Source organism: uncultured Phascolarctobacterium sp. (genome assembly GCF_958349595.1).
Classification (GTDB): Bacteria; Bacillota; Negativicutes; order Acidaminococcales; family Acidaminococcaceae; genus Phascolarctobacterium.
On the sequence record NZ_CATWDQ010000001.1, the window covers coordinates 195,874 to 213,586 of the forward strand.

Genomic DNA, 17,713 nt, shown 5'->3' on the forward strand with positions numbered 1-17,713 from the left:
TAAGTAAAGAGGCATCAAAAATCACTGCAAATCAAGCTTTTTAATGTTCTCTAGAAGCTCTTTAGAAACCGGTTGTTCTGTATTGCCAAGAGTAGATGTATAGACTATAAGGCCGCCTTTTTTCTTTGTAAAGAAAATTCTACCGGTATTATCGAAATCTTTTTTACCTTTTAAGTTAAAGGCAAAATCGAAATTTATATATCCTATTTTAGGAGTGATGTTAATATCAAAATCAAATTTACTGTTTTTATAATAGCGACTGCTCTCGATATAGGTTTTTAACTCTGAAAACAATAGCTGCATCTCTGCTTTAGTAGCTTCTGGATTTTCTAAATAAGCAGCGGTTTCAAAGTCCTTTGTTTCACAGGAAACTGACCATACGCTCTCTGTCAGCAAATCCATCCATGAAGCTATGTTTTCTTCAGAAACATTATCCGCTATTTTCTCTTTATCTAAATCATCAGCCTCTAAATTTTGGGATTTTTCTTTAATTTTGGCTAAGGTTTCCAAAGGTAAGGCAAATGTCAGACAGGCTTTAGGATCGTCTGAAAAATAACTTTGAACATAATACCAGTTGTCTGGAAGCTCAAATTTAAATTTTCCGATTTTGTCAGTATAAACTAATGGCTTAATGACTTCAACAGGTTTTGTTATGGCCACGCCTTGACGATACTCGTCGCGTACCGACTCAGTCGATTGTTCAGAGTCCTTTTTATTGTCTAAAGTTTTAGTAGTTATTACATACAATCTGTCATTTGCGGAAAGTAAATCAACAGAACATAAATATGAGTTCTGATCATCACTTTTATTGACTGCATTATCTGTAAACTGTAGAGTCAAACTTTTTTTGCCGTGAAGTTTTTGTGCGTGAATGTTAAAAGCAAGATCATCTGGCAGCTGTTTAATAAAAGGTTTATCAGCAGGCCAGTAAAGTGAAGGATTCAATAGTTTTAAATCTGCTTTTTTAGGATCGATACCAGAACGTTCCAATAATTCGATTGATGCATAATCATCATTAAAAGCGTCGGTAGTGAATTTTTGTTCCAGTAGATCCGATGCCTGTTTTTGATTAAGACTGTAAACGTAAATAAAACTACCATTAGACTGCATTCCGCCATAAAAATCTTTGCCTACAATATTTATTTCCTGCTGTGGTACATTTATCTTAAAGCCCGCTTCAGGATTACGATATTCGGCTGCAGAACCGGTATTTACTAATGACAGTTGAATTAACAGGGATAGAAATATCAAAAACTTTGCCACTTTGCCACCTCGTTAATTATTTTGTAATAATTTCAACCATCACGCCACTGTCCAAATTACAGGCGTTAGCTTCATCAGTATCAATATGAACTTCATCAGCATTACCTTCACCGGCACGTACTAAAACATTATTTAAAGTCAAAGCACGTTCCCCTGTTGTTTGGATAGAAACAATGTCGCCATCTTTTAATCCGTAGGTTTCTGCTGTTTCAGGATATAAATGAATATGCCGGGCGGCAATAATTATGCCTTCAGTAATTTCTACTTCGCCTTTAGGCCCTACCAGTTTTCCGCCCGCAGACTCTTTGATATCGCCAGAATTTCTGATTGGCGGATTCAGTCCGACTTTTCTGGCATCAGTAAAAGATAGCTCCAGTTGCGTATATTTACGTAGCGGACCAATAATTCTTAATTTCATTTCACCTTTTGCAGTTACTAAAGTAATCTGTTCTTCTGAAGAATACTGCCCTGGCTGACCAATATATTTTTTAGGGTGTAATTCAGATTCTTTACCAAATAAAATATCCATATGCTCGCGGCATAAATGAGCATGACGTGCTGAAACTCCTAATACTAATGGAAATTGCATTTTATTCACCTCGAAGAAAAATTTTTAATATAGAACTGATCTTATTTATTTTAACATATCATAGAAGTTTTTACCATTCTACAGTTAAGTAAAATAAGAACAAATATGAAAAGAAAATTAAAAAAATATCCGGCAGAATTCTGCCGGATTAGTAAGGAAACTATTCTTTAAATCTTTGACAAATATTCATCAATTGCCAACGCCGCTTTTTTACCGGCACCCATGGCAGAAATTACTGTTGCTGCCCCGGTCACTATATCGCCGCCGGCAAAAACGCCTGGAATAGAAGTAGCGCCTTCTTCATTGGCAACTATATTGCCGCGCTTATTAGTTCCCAGTTCAGGCGTTGTTTGTTTAAGCAAAGGATTGGGCCCCTGCCCGATCGCCATAACCACCATATCAACATCAAGAACATATTCTGAGCCTTTGATTTCCACAGGAGAACGGCGCCCTGATGAATCAGGCTCGCCAAGTTCCATTTTCACGCACTCCATACCACTGACCCATCCCTTTTCGTTTCCAAGAATACGTGTGGGATTATTGAGCAGTCTCAGTTCTATACCTTCTTCTTTGGCATGCCCTATCTCCTCTTTACGAGCCGGCATCTCATCTTCACTGCGACGATAAACGATGTATACCTGTTCAGCACCAAGTCGTTTGGCAGTACGTGCAGCATCCATGGCAACATTACCGGCGCCTACAACAGCAACCTTTTTACCTACATATACCGGAGTTGCAACATTCGGAAATTGATAAGCGCGCATTAAATTAACGCGGGTAAGGAATTCATTAGCAGAATATACTCCGTTTAAATTTTCGCCATCGATATGCATGAAATGCGGCAATCCTGCTCCTGTACCAACATAAACGGCACTAAATCCTTCTTCTTCCATTAATTCTCTAATGGTGAAGGTTCTGCCAATAACAGCATTAGGAAGTATTTTAACTCCCAGGTCTTTTAAAGCGTCAATCTCGTGTTTTACAATTTCTTTCGGCAAACGAAATTGAGGGATACCATACATTAAAACGCCTCCAGGAGCATGCAGGGCTTCGTACATAGTAACGTCATAGCCCATTTTTGCAAGATCACCTGCGGCAGTCAAACCAGAGGGACCACTGCCCACAATGGCTACTTTTTTACCTTTTGCGGATGCTGTATCAGCTTGTGTAACATCAATCCCCTGTTCACGGGCGTAATCGGCAACAAAACGTTCCAGACGGCCAATAGCTACAGATTCACCTTTGATACCTAAAACACATTTGCTTTCGCACTGGTTTTCCTGAGGGCAAACACGTCCGCAAACAGCCGGCAAACTATTTTTGCGTTTTAATATAGCGATAGCATCGTCCATTCTGCTTTGTGCCAGAGCCTGGATAAAAGCAGGTATCTCCACATTCACCGGACATCCTTCAACGCAGCGCGGCTTGGGGCAATTCAAACAGCGCTGTGCTTCATCGACAGCAGTATCCATGTCATAGCCAAGTGCTACTTCTTCAAAGTTTTTATTTCTAATATCAGCCGGTTGTTCCGGCATAGGATTTCTCATTCCTCCACGCATTTGCAATGACCTCCGCAGCTATATTCGAGCATTTCCTGACCTTTATACATTTGCTGACGCTGAACAAGATTAGCGAAATCTACTAAATGAGCATCAAATTCAGGACCGTCGACACAGGCAAATTTATTCTCATTACCTACCATGACGCGGCAGCCACCGCACATCCCTGTTCCGTCAACCATAATGGTATTTAAGCTGACAGTAGTTGGAGTACCATAAGGTCTGGTAGTTTCCGCAACATTTTTCATCATGATAACAGGCCCGATAGCCAGAACCAAATCAATTTTTTCACCAGCTTCGAGCATTGCCTTCAGAGGATCTGTAACAAAACCTTTATGACCGGCACTGCCATCATCAGTAGTGATAATGACTTCGTCACTTACGGCTTCCATTTTATCTTTAAAAATGATCAGATCTTTATTTCTGGCGCCGATAATCGAAACTACTTTGTTGCCAAGCTCATGATAAGCACGGGCAATAGGATAAACAGGCGCAACGCCGATGCCGCCGCCAACACAAACAACAGTACCGAATTTCCCCATGTGTGAAGGCATACCTAAAGGCCCAAGCACATCAAGTATTTCGTCACCAACGTTGAAAGCTTCACAAAGATGCGTTGTAGTATTACCTACTGTTTGCACGATCAAAGTAATAATTCCTTTTTCGCGATCGAAGTCAGCAATAGTCAAAGGTATACGCTCGCTGTTTTCATCTGTACGGATCATCACAAACTGACCTGGCTGGCATTTATGCGCTATCATTGGTGCTTCAATGATAAATTCATAAACAGCCGGTGCTAAATTGTTTTTTACAAGTATTTTTGCCACTATCGTCACTCCTAAGTTTTTATCTTTATTTAGTTAAGCGATGACCACGTGTATTGGCCTCCGCATAAATTTTTTCTACATCCATGTGCAGCAGTTCACCATTTTTCATCAAAACTTTACCGTTGACGATAACTGTATCAGCGTCAGTTGCATTTGCAGCATAAACTAACAACGAAATATGGTCATGCCGTGGATACCAATAGGGTTTTTGCATATCGTAAAGGACTATATCCGCCTTCTGCCCTACCGCTATCTGCCCTACATCGGTAAAGCCCAAGGCCAAAGCGCCTTGCTTAGTGGCCAGTTCTAAAGCCTCTTTAGCTGGAATGAGCAAAGGATCTCCGCTGATGCCTTTATGCAGCATAGCTGTAAGACGACATTCTTCCAAAAGATCCAAATTATTATTGCTGGAAGTCCCGTCTGTACCAAGTCCGACTATAATACCACGTTTCAGCATGGCCGGTATCGGAGCAATACCACTGGCCAACTTCAGATTACTCTGCGGATTATGCGCCACACGCACTTTTTTCGCGGCCATTATTTCCATATCCTCTTCACTGACATGTACGCAATGTGCAGCCAAAGTCCCACAATCAAACATCTGCAAACTTTCCATCAGTTTGATAGGCGTCATATGATGTTCTTTTACACAATCACTCACTTCTCCTGCCGTTTCACACAGATGCATATGAATTTCTGCATCCAATGCACCGGCTTTGGCTATAACTTTCTTTAAATAAGGTACAGTGCAGGTATAGGGAGCATGTGGGCCAAACATTACCCTGATACGGCCATCAGCTTTCCCGTGCCAGTTTTTAAAAAGCGTTTCATTATCCTGCAGTTTTTCATCAGCATCAGGTGTAAGGCCTACCAAACCGCGGCTTAAAGAAGCACGCATGCCGGTTTCTTCTACTGCCTGAGCAACTCTGTCCATCGCAAAATACATATCGGCAAAACATGTAGTACCTGTTTTCAGCATTTCCATGATTGAAAGCATTGTGCCCCAATAGATGTCGTCATCATTTAAGCCTGCTTCTGCAGGCCAAATCTTATTTTGCAGCCAGTCCATCAAAGCCATATCGTCTGCATAACTGCGTAATAAAGTCATAGCAGCATGGGTATGTGTATTTACCATGCCGGGAACTGCGATCTTATCCGCAGCATCAATTATTTCAGCGTTCTCAAAACCGTCTGGCAGTTCTTTACTGATAACACTGATCGTATCGTTGTCAATTCCTAAAAAATACTTTTCATTGTCGGGAGCCGAAATTATTTCTACATTTTTTATCAGTAATTTACCCAAGTACTTCATCTCCCTTTTCTGTTTGACGTTTAGAATAATGCTGCTTATAGAAATCATGCATTACAGCAATATCTGCTTCCGGCAATAATTTTGCACCGCCCATAGTTTCGCAGATACAGTAAATCTGTGCTGCTTTTTCGACTATTTCGGCAGTCATTAAAGCGGAATTTAAAGAACTGCCCCAGCACACGACGCCATGATTAGCTAATAAGGCGGCTTTTTTATTTTGTAAAGCTTTTACAGCATTTGCAGCTAAAGCTTCCGTTCCCGGTAACGCATATTCAGCAACATCTACACTGCCGCCTATTATTTGTACCAGATCTTCAATCAAAGCCGGTATAGGTTTATGCATTGCGGCACAGGCACTGGCATAAATGCTGTGTGTGTGTACTATGGCCTGCGCTTCAGGTATTGCCTTATAAACCGCCAGATGCAGGGGCGTTTCGGATGAGGGAATCAATGCGCCATCAATTTTATTGCCCTGCATATCCACAACGACAATGTCTTCAGTATTTAAGCTGTCATAACTGCGGCCGGACGGCGTTATTGCGCAGCATGAAGTATTGATTTTGATGCTTAGGTTTCCCCATGATCCTGCAATCATTTTCTGCTCGATCATTCTTAGGCCGGCGGCAACAATTTGCTGACGCGCTGCATCGATAATGCGATCATCCTGCAATATTAACACTTCCTTTTAGGCTTGATGCAGATAAGCTTCCTGTTCCTGAGTCAACTTATCGATACCAATGCCCATAGCCTGTAATTTAAGCGCAGCAATTTCAGTATTTAATTCTTCCGGTAAAACGTAAAGTTTATTTTCCAGATCATTTTTATGTTCCCATAAATATTTCATTGCTAAAAACTGCATCGCAAAAGAAAGATCCATTACTTCAACAGGATGTCCATCACCACAAGCCAGATTTACAAGGCGTCCCTCGCCCAGCAAATTGATTTTACGGCCATCAGCCATCGTAAAGGTCCTGATATTTTTTCTTACTTCATATGACGGCTCTACGGTCAATTCTTCAAGATGGTTAATATTGATTTCAACGTCGAAATGACCTGCATTGCTGAGAATAGCGCCATCTTTCATAACGGCAAAATGCTCTTTGGTGATAACGTCTTTGCAGCCGGTAACAGTAACAAAGAAATCACCATATTGAGCGGCTTCCTGCATCGGCATTACCCTGAAACCATCAAAAACCGCTTCTATGCCTTTGATAGGATCGATCTCAGTGACGATAACATTAGCGCCTAAGCCTTTGGCACGCATGGCCACGCCTTTTCCGCACCAGCCATAGCCGGCAACTACTACTGTTTTACCGGCCACCGAAAGGTTTGTCGTGCGCATAATGCCGTCCCAGGAAGATTGACCGGTTCCATAACGGTTATCAAAAAGATATTTGCAATAGGCATCGTTAACAGCAATCATCGGAAAAGCCAGCTTACCGCTGTTAGACAAAGCTTTTAAGCGGTGTACGCCAGTAGTAGTTTCTTCGCTGCCGCCAATAAGCTTAGCAACCAGATGCCTGCGTTCACCGTGCAGCATATTGACCAGATCCCCGCCGTCATCGATGATCAGATCCGGCTCAACGTCTAATGCTTTACTGAGATACATATCATATTCTTTATCAGTACAGTCATGGGTCGCAAAAACAGTGACACCGCTATCTGCTAACGCCGCGGCAACATCATCCTGAGTAGATAAGGGATTACTGCCGGTTACAACAACATTGGCCCCAGCGTTTTTAAGCACCTGTGCCAGATATGCTGTCTTTGCTTCTAAATGAATAGTAACTACCATATTAAGACCCTTAAAAATCTGGTTTTTACTATATTTTTCATTAAGGATATTAAGCAAGGGCATGTGCTCTTTTACCCAGGCAATTTTTTGTTTCCCGGATGGTGCTAAAGCGATATCACGAATCATACTTTCCATAATCAATATTAGTCCTCCTCTTGCAGTTTTTGCTGCAATTTTTTTATATTTTCTGTATACGGCGCAGATACTACACCGTATTCGGTAATAATACCAGTAATAAATTCTGCCGGAGTTACATCAAAAGCAGGATTGAAAACTTTTACCTGCCGTGGAGCAGTTACTACTCCCTGCAGTAATCGTACTTCATCAGCGGCCCGTTCTTCGATTGGGATCTGGTTGCCATTTTCCAAGGTAAAATCAAAAGTGCTGACTGGAGCAGCGATATAAAAAGGTATATGATGATGCTTAGCTGCCAAAGCTACTCCGTAAGTACCGATTTTATTGGCCGTATCACCATTAGCGGCGATCCTATCCGCGCCGACGATAACAGCATCCAGATGCTGAGTCTGCATGACCCACGCCGCCATATTATCAGTGATCAAAGTAACCGGAATATTATCTTCTGTTAACTCCCAGGCTGTTAAACGTGCGCCCTGTAACAACGGCCGCGTTTCATCTGCATAAACCATCGCCAGCCGTCCGTCCTCAAAAGCTTGTCTGACAACGCCTAAGGCGGTTCCCCATCCGCAGGTAGCTAAAGTACCCGCATTGCAATGAGTAAGGATACTGGCCTGCTGAGGCAGTAAAGCTGCACCGTGGACCCCGATCTGTCGATTGATCGCGATATCATCCTGATAAATCTTGCAGGCTAAATTTTCTAATGCCGTCCCAATATCTTGCAGCGATCTTTGTTCTTTAGTCAAGGAAACGACCTGCATATACATTTTATTAACTGCCCAGGCAAGATTGACTGCTGTTGGACGCGTAGAAAGCAAAAAGTCTTTTATCTTCTTAAACTCTATTAAAAGCGTTTCAGAACCGGCACCAGTATATTTTACAATAATTTCCTGCCAGCCTAAAGTCATGGCAAAAGCTGCGGCTGCGCCAATAGCAGGCGCTCCACGTACTTCCAAGCGTTTTATTGCCTCTCCAACTCTTCGGTAGTCTTCACAAATGATAGTTACAATTTCTGCCGGTAACTTAGTTTGATCTAACAAAAGCAGGCTCTGCCCTTGCCATTCCATAGTTTTGACCATGTTTACAGGCTCCTTATAAAGTAAAACCGCCAAATTCTGTCATGCACTTCGGACAGCCGCATTCCATACTGTCTGCTTCATTAGCCGCAATAAAGGCACTGATAAGCTTTTCCATGTTTTTAATGCTTTTATCCATAGCCTCAACCACTTCACTGTGAGAAAGCGGCGTCGGTGAAATACCTGCAGCCATATTAGTGACGATAGAACAATTTGTATAGCACATTTCTGCTTCTCTGGCAAGCAGTGACTCCGGCATATTGGTCATGCCGACAAGGTCACCTCCCAGCATTGCGAACATTTTAATTTCCGCAGCAGTTTCAAAACGCGGTCCTTCTGTACAGACGTAACAGCCCTTTTTATGAAAAACTATATCTGTCTTATACAGGCAATTGATAACTTTATCGCGCAGTCTGGGACAGTAAGGGTTGGTAAAATCAACATGAGCTACACCACGTTCCGGATTATCATAAAAAGTATTGATACGGCTTTTCGTAAAATCCAAAACCTGGTCACATACAACAAAATGCCCCGGTTCCATATCCAAATTCAAAGATCCAACTGCAGTAGTTGCAAATATTTCTTCTGTACCAAGGCTTTTCAACGCCCAGATATTGGCACGATAATTTACTTTATGCGGAGCAGTTTTATGCCCCACACCATGACGGGTGATAAAGATCACCTGATTGCCGCACATTGTTCCAATATTGCATAAAGCAGGTCCGTAAGGAGTTTGAATCACCTTTTCTTCAAAACATTGTAAGGTTTCCGGACTATAGATTCCAGTTCCACCTATGATTGCTATTTTACGCATATGTTCCTCCTTAGTGTTTATTATTCAGATCATCAATAATCTTTATCAGATCTGGCATTTCTTCCAGGATATAATCAGGGTTGCCTTCGCCAAGCATCTGCTGCCAGTCAAAGCTGGTATAACGTACAGCTGCTGTGCCATAACAACCAGCAGCCTGACCGCTTTGCAAGTCAAAAGGGCTGTCGCCAATACAAAGGCATTCATCAGCTTTCAGATTTAAAGCAGCCAGGGCCTTTGCCATGGGTTCGGGATGCGGCTTATGATATTGACATATATCGCAGCCAATGACTGTCTCTATGTAATTTTCCAGCTCCATACATTGCAGCCCACGCTTAGCCATCGGGACCTTCTTAGAAGTAACAACCGCCATTTTTATTCCCCGCTGCTGCAGCTCAGCCAGTGTTTCTTTTACTCCAGCGAAAGGTTTAATAAGCTCATCATGGTGCTTAAGATTAAACTCTCTATAAACAGCGCATAATTCTTCTACCTGATTTTCATTGACATAGTTTCTCATGGCGCTGCGCAGTGGTAATCCAAAATATTTTACCAGTTCTGCATGTGGCATTTTTTTATTCAGACACACTGCGAAGCTATGTTCAAATGCTTTAATTATCAGATCGACAGTATCGATCAATGTGCCGTCCAGATCAAATAAGACTCCACGTATCTTCACAAACTTCTCCTTAAATCTTTTACATCTTATCGTCTTATAATAACATAAAAGCCTTATAAAATAAAGAATTCAAGTATTTTATAAAGAAAAAGACCGCTCTTGCTACGAGCGGTCAAAATTTATTGTTTTTTAGGAAAGACGACCTGCTTAGGTCCCAATTCAGCATTTTCCGGAATCAAAACTTCGTTAAAACTGATTCCTCGAGTATGCGCGGTGTGACTCCACTCATGATCGTGTCTATGAATATATCCCAACACTGTAATAGGTATCCAGCTGTAAATAAAAAGTGGATACAAGAGGAGGTATATCCAGGATTTAAACGAAGCATGAATTTTAAAAAGTACGATCATCGGAAAAATATACTGACCAATACCTATCAGCGTCCAAACTTCCAACGGCAGAATAGCGTATAATACATTCGTATAGAAAGGATAAAACTGATAGATATAACTGCAAATTACAAAAAAAGTAGAGATAAGCAAGAAGTACGGCTGGAACAAATTGATGATACCATCAAGTACAACAATATTTCTTTCTTTAATCCCTTTGACAAATAATTTACCGATATAACGATTAGCTACATCAAAATGCCCCTGAGCCCAACGTTTGCGCTGGTTCCAAGACTGCATAAATGTAAGCGGCTTTTCATCATAAACAATAGCATCATGCGCCCAGGTAGTAGGTATACCTTCCAACAGGGCCTTCATGGTAAATTCCATATCTTCAGTAAGACAGGTGGCTCCCCAACCGTGTCTGCGCAAGATATCGGTAGAAATACACATACCAGTACCGCCAAGACAGCTTGATAAACCGATATTATATTTCGCCAAATGCCATACATGATTTACTACCCAGAAAGAAATCGAAAATACACCGGAAATCCAGGTATCATTAGGATTTTTGGAATCCAGATAACCTTGAATAAGTTGTTCACCTTTACATAAGCGGCTGTTCATTTCTTTTAAAAAGTTAGGATGGACTAGATTGTCAGCATCGAAAACACAGACAGCATCATATTGACGCTCCATTTCAAAAAGTCTTTGGAACATCCAATCCATTGCAAAGCCTTTACCCTTTTCATTATCATTGAAGCGTTCATAAACAATGGCTCCTGACTGACGGGCAATTTGCGCTGTATTATCTTTACAGTTATCTGCAACTACAAAAATATCATATAAACGATCAGAATAATTCAGCAGATGCAGATTCTCGACCAATTGACCGATAACTTGCTCTTCATTGTGTGCACAAACGATCATTGCAAAAGTTTTTTGCTCGTCGTAAATTTTTTCTTCCGGTCTGCGGCCAAAAAGGCCAAAGAAAGAAAGCGTAAAATAATAGATCGTAAAGAATACAATTAAAAGCTGCAACGGAATCATGATCAAGTCAAAATAGGTACTCATCAAAAATCTCCTTGCTTTCTAAAAATATTTACTGCTTACTTAGCATTTTTGCATAAACGCAGTTAATAATCCCAGCTAACGAATAAGTGAACATAGCGGCAAACGGCCAGGCTGAAAGATTCGTATACAGTAAATACAGGCCAACAGCTGCAGCAATTATTACCGGCGGTAAAAACATCGGATTGCCTTTACCTTTAAAATCCGGGAATTTAACGTTGCTGTACATGATACAGCCAATTACAAAAGTTAAAACAGCAACAAAATAAGTGGAAAAGGAATAACCTGAAAGAACATATGTTGCCAGAACACAAGCGCCGGCAGGAATTGGCATCCCTTGAAAGTAGCCTTTTACTTCCCCTACATTTACGTTAAATCTTGCTAATCGCATAGCTCCGCAGATTGTAAAAACAGAAGCAATAAGCTTGCCCAGCAAACCTAGATCCGTCATACCATATTGATAAATAAGAATAGCCGGAGCAACGCCAAACGAACCTAAATCGCACAAAGAATCGAGCTCTTTACCAAACTCGCCGCCTCCTACTCCCAAAAAGCGGGCTGCTCTTCCATCCAGAGAATCTGCAATAACAGCGAGTATTATAAAGATAGCTGCCCTGGAAAAATTGCCTTCAAATGTATCAAAAATAGATAAAACACCAAATGTTAAACTTAAAGCACTAATACTGTTAGGGATGATACGACGATAATTCATTTCTTAATGAACCCTCCCGATCATAGAAACTCCTCCAACTACTGAATCGCCTTTTTTAACAAGAATTTCAACATTCTTCGGCAAAACAATTTCAGTACTTGATCCAAATTTAATCATACCATAACATTCACCCTGTTTCAAATTATGGCCTAAAGTCACCCAGGATACGATACGACGTGCCAGTAATCCGGCGACCTGAATAACCAAAACTCTCATTTTGTCATTTTGTACGCCGATAGCATGGCGTTCATTTTCAAATGAAGCAGATTTTTTATAAGCAGGCACAAATTGACCGCAGGTATAACGCTGATATTTTATTTCACCATTTACAGGGCTGCGATTAACGTGTACATTAAAAACAGAAAGGAAAATAGTAACTTTTACAGCATCTTCATTTAAATATTCTTCGTCATAAAAATCTTCTATAGCCATTACAGTTCCATCTGCTGGAGAATAAATAACGGAATCATCTGCTGGTGTAGGTCGATTGGGATTACGGAAAAAATAAATAAAAAACAGCATGAATACTGCAGGAACAACAGCCCAGACCAGGCTCCCCCAATAGCCTACAGCAAAAGTAATAATAGCAAAAGCGAATATAAACGGATGACCGTCTTTGACTATATTCATAATAGAGAGCCCCTCTCTTTCAGCAAATTTAAGAAAACAAAAAGCAAAATAATAATGTGATGAGCCTTTAGTTCATCACATTATTATAATACAGCCATATCTTTTTGTCCATTTTTATTTCATTTGGAACAAATTACTTTAATAACAAATTTTGGCAGAGCGAGCATTCTTGTAAACCGGCTTGGTTGTTTATAAAGACGGAAAAGCCATTCTAACGAATATTTCTGCATCCATAACGGAGCACGTTCCATTTTTCCTGCTAACACGTCAAAGCTTCCGCCTATACCCATAGTAATACAAGGCATCAGTTCCTGAAGGTGGGAATTCAACCACTTTTCCTGTTTTGGTGCTCCTAAAGCCAGAAAAAGGATCTGCGCACCGCTGTTATTGATGGCTTCAATAATAACTTTTTCATCACTATCTTTGAAATAGCCGTCTCTGCAGCCTACTATATTTACACCCGGATATAAGCTTTCCGCTTTTTTCTTTGCAGCTTCAGCTATACCAGGAGCTGCGCCAAAGAAAAAAGCTTTATATCCTTTTTCTGCAGCCAGGTTAAGTAAACGATTAAATAAATCAAAACCGGCAACTCTTTCAGGCACATCATGCCCCAATTTTCTTCCTGCCCAGACAGTTCCAGCACCATCCGGCAGGACCAAATCAGCAACATTAGTTAAAATATTTTTATATTCCGCATCATCCTGACACATCATGATGATCTCAGCATTAGCAGTAACGACAAAAGAGTGTGCCTGCGCTTGTATTTTGTCATCAAGATATTGAACAGCAGCATCCATACTATAAGGATGAACCGGCACATCCAAAACCTGAATAGCAGTGATTTTTTCCATTAGTAATAACCCTTATTGAATATATAAATCAATGATATTGGCATTTTTATCAATACATTTATATTTGTAAACCGGGCGTCCTACACTGCCGCGGTGAAGATCAAGACTCAATAATTTCAAGGATTTCAGAAACTCTAAATATTTACGGATCGAGACACGCGAAATACCAACTTTAGCTGAAATTTCTTCTGTGGTAAACATTCCGTCGATTTTAATAATTTCAGACCAGACAGTATTCAGAGTATTTTTATCCAAACCTTTAGGTAAAGTAACTTCTACATCAGTGTCCTGATGAATGATAGTTTTATCAAGCTCATCCTGCTTAAGAATAGACTGTTCTTCAACTAAATTATAACGGCTCTTATAATTGTTTAAAGCCAGATTAAATCTTTCAAATTCAAAGGGCTTGATGATATAGTCAAATGCCCCTAAACGCAGCGCTGCTTTGATTTTATCTTTATCATTAGCAGCCGATACGATAATGACGTCGACGTCATATTCCTGTTCCCTTATTTTTGCCAGTAACTGCAAACCATCCATTCCAGGCATAAAAATATCAAGAATGACAAGATTATACTCTTTGGTCTGCATAATTTTCAAAGCTTCGTCACTGTTGCGAACGATATCACAGAGTTGAAAACCTTTGATTTGGGTCAGATAATGTTCGTGAAGTTTTCCTACCATCGGGTCATCTTCTACTACTAAAACTTTGATCATGATGTTTTCACCGTCCTTACGATTGGTAATCTTATGGTAAACGTGGTCCCTTCGCCTACAGTTGATTCAACTTCGATAGTACCTTTTAAGTGGGTAACTGTTTGTTTTACTAAAAAAAGTCCGATACCGCGTCTGGGCCCCTTACTAGAATAACCTTTTTCAAAGATAGTTTCAAGTTTATTTTCGGGAATACCAGGACCAGAGTCTTCGACCATGACCATAATTTCATTATCAAAGGTCAGAATACTCAGGTTTACGATTCTTTCACTGGGGTGATCGCGTAAAACGTCAAAAGCATTTTCAATTAGATTACCAATGATCAGAATCAGTTCCTGCACTGTAGGCCGAATAAATTCAGTCGTCAGTTCACTTTCATCAGTCAAAGAAAATTCAATATCCAACTCTCTGGCCCGGCTGATTTTTCCTAAAATAAAACCTGCTAATGTGATGTCTTTTAATCTTGTCACTACATAAGCGGCTTCTGCCTGCCTGTTATTGGCGATCTTCATCGTAAACTGTTTTAATTCGTCATAAGCCTTCATATCGATCAAGCCCATGATAACATGCATTTTATTCATAAATTCATGGGTCTGAGCTCTAAGCGCATCAGCATAATTACGTACGCCGGTTAACTGGTTAGCCAGCTCTTCCAGTTCAGTTTTTTTGCGGAACGTTATAATTGCGCCGCCGATATGTCCATTATCAAATAAAGGCACTAACGTTGCAATAAATAAAACAGAACCTACCTGCACAGGCATATCGAGCGTTGCCCTGCCTTCTTTTAAAACAGTATCCAGAGTCAGTCCGTTCATAACGGTTTCAAGCGGCTTGCCCAAAAGCGTATGCGGATTTGCTATTCCCGCCTGAGCAAACAAAAACTCTGATTCAGTATTGATCAAGGTTATCTCTGCATCCTTATTGATTGCAACAACGCCTTCTTTAACAGAATTAAGCAAAGCATTACGTTCCTGCAATAAAGTGGCAATATCTTCCGGCTCTAATCCAAATAAAGTTGCTTTTACATGCCTGGCTAAAAAAACGGCACCGCCTATACCTACAAATAAACCAAACAGGCTTGCCAGAAAGATAAGCAGCACTGATTCAACCGTTAAATCCTGAATCATTTTCGGCGACACTCCAGCTACGATATAGCCGATAACAGTATTACGGTCATCGCGAATAACCCCTACTGCCTTTTCGTTGAAAACCGAAGTATCATACCAGTTCAAATTAGTGGTTGACCCCTGTTCAGCTACTATTTGACGCGCTTCATCCTCAAATCCATCTATTGAAGTAGGATTATGAAATACACGGATATTTTTATTGCGGTCTAAAATAATAATACTTGCTTTACAGGATTTTGCCGCCATATTAACGACATTATTCAGAGTTTCATTGGTACTATTGATGTCAGTCTCATACGTCAGAGAACGAATTACCGCCGGCGAATGAGAAAGCAAGGTAGTAATGCTTACCGCGTTTACGCTTATACGTTCATCAACAACACCTGAAACCCTATGCGCTATAAGCAGACTGGCTGGTAATAATGATGCAACGATAACAAATGTTATCAGAAGCACTATTTTTTGTGATAAGGTGAATTTATTTGTTCCGTTTTTATATGTCATACTTTTCACCTCACCAAAAATTCTTTTGCCACTGTTTATAGCATAAACCACTTTTTAAAGTTTTTACAATTAACTTTACTTAAATTATTAGATAATTTATATTTTAATATCTAAATTTTAGCAACATCTGAAGGAACTGTCAAAAATTGAATGCCAGGGTTTCGCTCTAATATCCAATTCAAAGACCATTCATTATTAACTAAAATAACAGGTCTGTCTTTTTGATCGTAAACCAGCATCCCGCTGTCCAATCCCTTAATATTTTCAATAAGCTTTTTATCTTCTGCATAAACCCAGCGTGCGACAGTATAAGCCAGCTGGTTCATCAAAAGCTGCGCGCTGTATTCGTTGAGCAGCCTGTATTCTAATACTTCCAGCTGCAAGACACCAACAACACCGACAATAAAGCTTTCGATACCAACATCCTTTTGCTCAAAAACCTGGATCGCGCCTTCCTGTGCCAGCTGCGTAATGCCCTTGACAAACTGTTTCCGTTTCAATGAATCCTTGGGCTGTACTCTGGCAAAAATTTCCGGCGGAAAAACAGGAAAGTCTTCAAATTGGACTTTCATTTTTTCATCACTTAGGGAATCTCCGATTCCAAAAATCCCAGGATCAAAAACGCCGATAATATCGCCAGGGTAAGCCTTTTCAACAATTGTACGTTCCTGGGCAAGAAATTGCTGCGGCTGCGAAAGCTTGACTACTTTTCCACCCTGTTTATGGTAAACGGACATACCTTTTTCAAAAACACCGGAGCAGATGCGCATAAACGCAATTCTATCACGATGTGCCGGATTCATATTGGCCTGAATTTTAAAAATAAAAGCAGAAAACTCTTCTGTTGCTGGATCTAAAATTTCACCGTTTTGCAAAATTCTTGGCTGCGGCTGCGGTGAAAGTTCCAAAAATTTCTCTAAAAAGCTGCGGACACCAAAATTAGTCATCGCACTGCCGAAAAACAGCGGCGTCAGCTCGCCGTTATTGACACGTGACATATCAAATTCATCGCCAGCCAAATCAAGCAATTCGATATCATTGCAGAGGTTATCATACAGTTCCTGGCCCAAGGCCTCAATGATTTGAGGATCGTCAAGAGAACCTGTTGTTGATTTTAAGATTTTAGAACCATGACTATTATCATCTTCAAAAAGTTCGATCTGTTTTTTGATCCGATCATAAACGCCCTTGTAATTACCGTCAATTCCAATAGGCCAATTGATAGGATACGCATGAATACTAAGAACTTGCTCTAACTCTGCCATCAAATCAAACGGATTTCTGCCGTAACGGTCTAATTTATTGACGAAAGTAAAAATAGGCAGCTTCCGGCGATGGCAAACCCAAAACAGCTTCTTCGTCTGCGGTTCAACGCCTTTGGCAGCATCAATAAGCATTACAGCACTGTCTGCCGCCATCAAAGTTCTATAAGTATCTTCCGAGAAATCCTGATGTCCGGGAGTATCAAGAATATTGACGCGGTGCCCGGCATAATCAAATTGCAAAACGGAAGACGTGACAGAAATACCACGCTGCTTTTCGATTTCCATCCAATCAGACACTGCGTGTTTATTGCTTTTACGCGCTTTTACTGAGCCTGCCAGATGGATAGCGCCTCCATATAACAAAAGTTTTTCAGTTAAAGTTGTTTTACCGGCATCAGGATGAGAAATAATGGCAAAAGTACGCCTTTTCTCAATTTTCTCCAACAATTCCTGCATATTATCCCCCT

At 40.5% G+C, this 17,713-nt stretch carries 17 protein-coding genes; all 17 read right to left on the reverse strand.

What is annotated here, in order from left to right:
- Nucleotides 1-21: 21 nt before the first annotated feature.
- The 17 genes from Q4G98_RS00790 to Q4G98_RS00870 all read right to left on the reverse strand — a co-directional run bounded on the left by Q4G98_RS00790 (nt 22) and on the right by Q4G98_RS00870 (nt 17,702).
- Nucleotides 22-1,263: a hypothetical protein gene (locus Q4G98_RS00790; RefSeq protein ID WP_298565734.1), complete on the reverse strand. Its 1,242-nt coding sequence runs from the start codon at nt 1,261-1,263 to the stop codon at nt 22-24.
- Nucleotides 1,264-1,279: 16 nt separating this feature from the next.
- Nucleotides 1,280-1,852 carry a phosphate propanoyltransferase gene (pduL, locus tag Q4G98_RS00795; RefSeq protein ID WP_177561756.1) on the reverse strand — a complete coding sequence of 191 codons (573 nt, stop codon included), beginning with the start codon at nt 1,850-1,852 and terminating at the stop codon, nt 1,280-1,282.
- A gap of 167 nt (nt 1,853-2,019) precedes the next feature.
- Entirely contained in the window at nt 2,020-3,411 is a 1,392-nt protein-coding gene (gene gltA, locus Q4G98_RS00800; RefSeq protein ID WP_298565731.1) for an NADPH-dependent glutamate synthase, read from the reverse strand.
- Entirely contained in the window at nt 3,396-4,238 is an 843-nt protein-coding gene (locus Q4G98_RS00805) for a sulfide/dihydroorotate dehydrogenase-like FAD/NAD-binding protein (protein ID WP_293547476.1), read from the reverse strand. The genes gltA and Q4G98_RS00805 overlap by 16 nt, the downstream gene beginning before the upstream one ends.
- Before the next feature lie 25 nt (nt 4,239-4,263).
- Nucleotides 4,264-5,541 (reverse strand): amidohydrolase, encoded by a 1,278-nt coding sequence (locus Q4G98_RS00810; protein WP_366917027.1) that lies wholly within the window; start codon nt 5,539-5,541, stop codon nt 4,264-4,266.
- Nucleotides 5,534-6,220, reverse strand: coding sequence for a class II aldolase/adducin family protein (locus Q4G98_RS00815; protein ID WP_298565727.1), 687 nt, complete (start codon nt 6,218-6,220; stop codon nt 5,534-5,536). The genes Q4G98_RS00810 and Q4G98_RS00815 overlap by 8 nt, the downstream gene beginning before the upstream one ends.
- Before the next feature lie 15 nt (nt 6,221-6,235).
- Nucleotides 6,236-7,480, reverse strand: a complete 1,245-nt coding sequence (locus Q4G98_RS00820) for an adenosylhomocysteinase (RefSeq protein ID WP_298565747.1) — start codon at nt 7,478-7,480, stop codon at nt 6,236-6,238.
- Nucleotides 7,481-7,488: 8 nt separating this feature from the next.
- Nucleotides 7,489-8,559 carry an S-methyl-5-thioribose-1-phosphate isomerase gene (gene mtnA / locus Q4G98_RS00825; RefSeq protein ID WP_293547466.1) on the reverse strand — a complete coding sequence of 357 codons (1,071 nt, stop codon included), beginning with the start codon at nt 8,557-8,559 and terminating at the stop codon, nt 7,489-7,491.
- A gap of 13 nt (nt 8,560-8,572) precedes the next feature.
- Entirely contained in the window at nt 8,573-9,370 is a 798-nt protein-coding gene (mtnP, locus tag Q4G98_RS00830) for an S-methyl-5'-thioadenosine phosphorylase (RefSeq protein ID WP_177561748.1), read from the reverse strand.
- Nucleotides 9,371-9,380: 10 nt separating this feature from the next.
- Nucleotides 9,381-10,043 carry a pyrophosphatase PpaX gene (gene ppaX, locus Q4G98_RS00835; RefSeq protein ID WP_177561746.1) on the reverse strand — a complete coding sequence of 221 codons (663 nt, stop codon included), beginning with the start codon at nt 10,041-10,043 and terminating at the stop codon, nt 9,381-9,383.
- A gap of 119 nt (nt 10,044-10,162) precedes the next feature.
- Nucleotides 10,163-11,446, reverse strand: a complete 1,284-nt coding sequence (locus Q4G98_RS00840; RefSeq protein ID WP_177561744.1) for a glycosyltransferase family 2 protein — start codon at nt 11,444-11,446, stop codon at nt 10,163-10,165.
- A 28-nt stretch (nt 11,447-11,474) separates the two neighbouring features.
- A complete protein-coding gene (gene pssA / locus Q4G98_RS00845; RefSeq protein ID WP_293662300.1) occupies nt 11,475-12,155 on the reverse strand; it encodes a CDP-diacylglycerol--serine O-phosphatidyltransferase in 681 nt (226 codons plus the stop codon).
- Between the two features lie 3 nt (nt 12,156-12,158).
- The gene (locus tag Q4G98_RS00850; RefSeq protein ID WP_298565723.1) at nt 12,159-12,785 is read right to left on the reverse strand and encodes a phosphatidylserine decarboxylase family protein; all 627 of its coding nucleotides are present in this window, start codon (nt 12,783-12,785) and stop codon (nt 12,159-12,161) included.
- 119 nt (nt 12,786-12,904) lie between these two features.
- Nucleotides 12,905-13,636 carry a WecB/TagA/CpsF family glycosyltransferase gene (locus Q4G98_RS00855; protein WP_298565721.1) on the reverse strand — a complete coding sequence of 244 codons (732 nt, stop codon included), beginning with the start codon at nt 13,634-13,636 and terminating at the stop codon, nt 12,905-12,907.
- Nucleotides 13,637-13,648: 12 nt separating this feature from the next.
- Nucleotides 13,649-14,353, reverse strand: a complete 705-nt coding sequence (locus Q4G98_RS00860) for a response regulator (protein WP_021718485.1) — start codon at nt 14,351-14,353, stop codon at nt 13,649-13,651.
- The gene (locus tag Q4G98_RS00865) at nt 14,350-15,981 is read right to left on the reverse strand and encodes an ATP-binding protein (protein ID WP_301961799.1); all 1,632 of its coding nucleotides are present in this window, start codon (nt 15,979-15,981) and stop codon (nt 14,350-14,352) included. Before Q4G98_RS00865 ends, Q4G98_RS00860 begins: the two co-directional genes overlap by 4 nt.
- 110 nt (nt 15,982-16,091) lie before the next feature.
- On the reverse strand, nt 16,092-17,702 hold the full coding sequence (locus tag Q4G98_RS00870) for a peptide chain release factor 3 (protein ID WP_298565716.1): 1,611 nt from the start codon (nt 17,700-17,702) through the stop codon (nt 16,092-16,094).
- Nucleotides 17,703-17,713: the final 11 nt, after the last annotated feature.

What these genes read in the sequence shown, in the direction of transcription:
- Q4G98_RS00870 (WP_298565716.1), bottom strand. Translation starts at nt 17,702, where the DNA reads ATGCAGGAATTGTTGGAGAAAATTGAGAAAAGGCGTACTTTTGCCATT.
- mtnP (WP_177561748.1), bottom strand. Translation starts at nt 9,370, where the DNA reads ATGCGTAAAATAGCAATCATAGGTGGAACTGGAATCTATAGTCCGGAA.
- gltA (WP_298565731.1), bottom strand. Translation starts at nt 3,411, where the DNA reads ATGCGTGGAGGAATGAGAAATCCTATGCCGGAACAACCGGCTGATATT.
- Q4G98_RS00850 (WP_298565723.1), bottom strand. Translation starts at nt 12,785, where the DNA reads ATGAATATAGTCAAAGACGGTCATCCGTTTATATTCGCTTTTGCTATT.
- Q4G98_RS00860 (WP_021718485.1), bottom strand. Translation starts at nt 14,353, where the DNA reads ATGATCAAAGTTTTAGTAGTAGAAGATGACCCGATGGTAGGAAAACTT.
- mtnA (WP_293547466.1), bottom strand. Translation starts at nt 8,559, where the DNA reads ATGGTCAAAACTATGGAATGGCAAGGGCAGAGCCTGCTTTTGTTAGAT.
- Q4G98_RS00865 (WP_301961799.1), bottom strand. Translation starts at nt 15,981, where the DNA reads ATGACATATAAAAACGGAACAAATAAATTCACCTTATCACAAAAAATA.
- Q4G98_RS00840 (WP_177561744.1), bottom strand. Translation starts at nt 11,446, where the DNA reads ATGAGTACCTATTTTGACTTGATCATGATTCCGTTGCAGCTTTTAATT.
- Q4G98_RS00820 (WP_298565747.1), bottom strand. Translation starts at nt 7,480, where the DNA reads ATGGAAAGTATGATTCGTGATATCGCTTTAGCACCATCCGGGAAACAA.
- pduL (WP_177561756.1), bottom strand. Translation starts at nt 1,852, where the DNA reads ATGCAATTTCCATTAGTATTAGGAGTTTCAGCACGTCATGCTCATTTA.
- Q4G98_RS00855 (WP_298565721.1), bottom strand. Translation starts at nt 13,636, where the DNA reads ATGGAAAAAATCACTGCTATTCAGGTTTTGGATGTGCCGGTTCATCCT.
- pssA (WP_293662300.1), bottom strand. Translation starts at nt 12,155, where the DNA reads ATGAATTATCGTCGTATCATCCCTAACAGTATTAGTGCTTTAAGTTTA.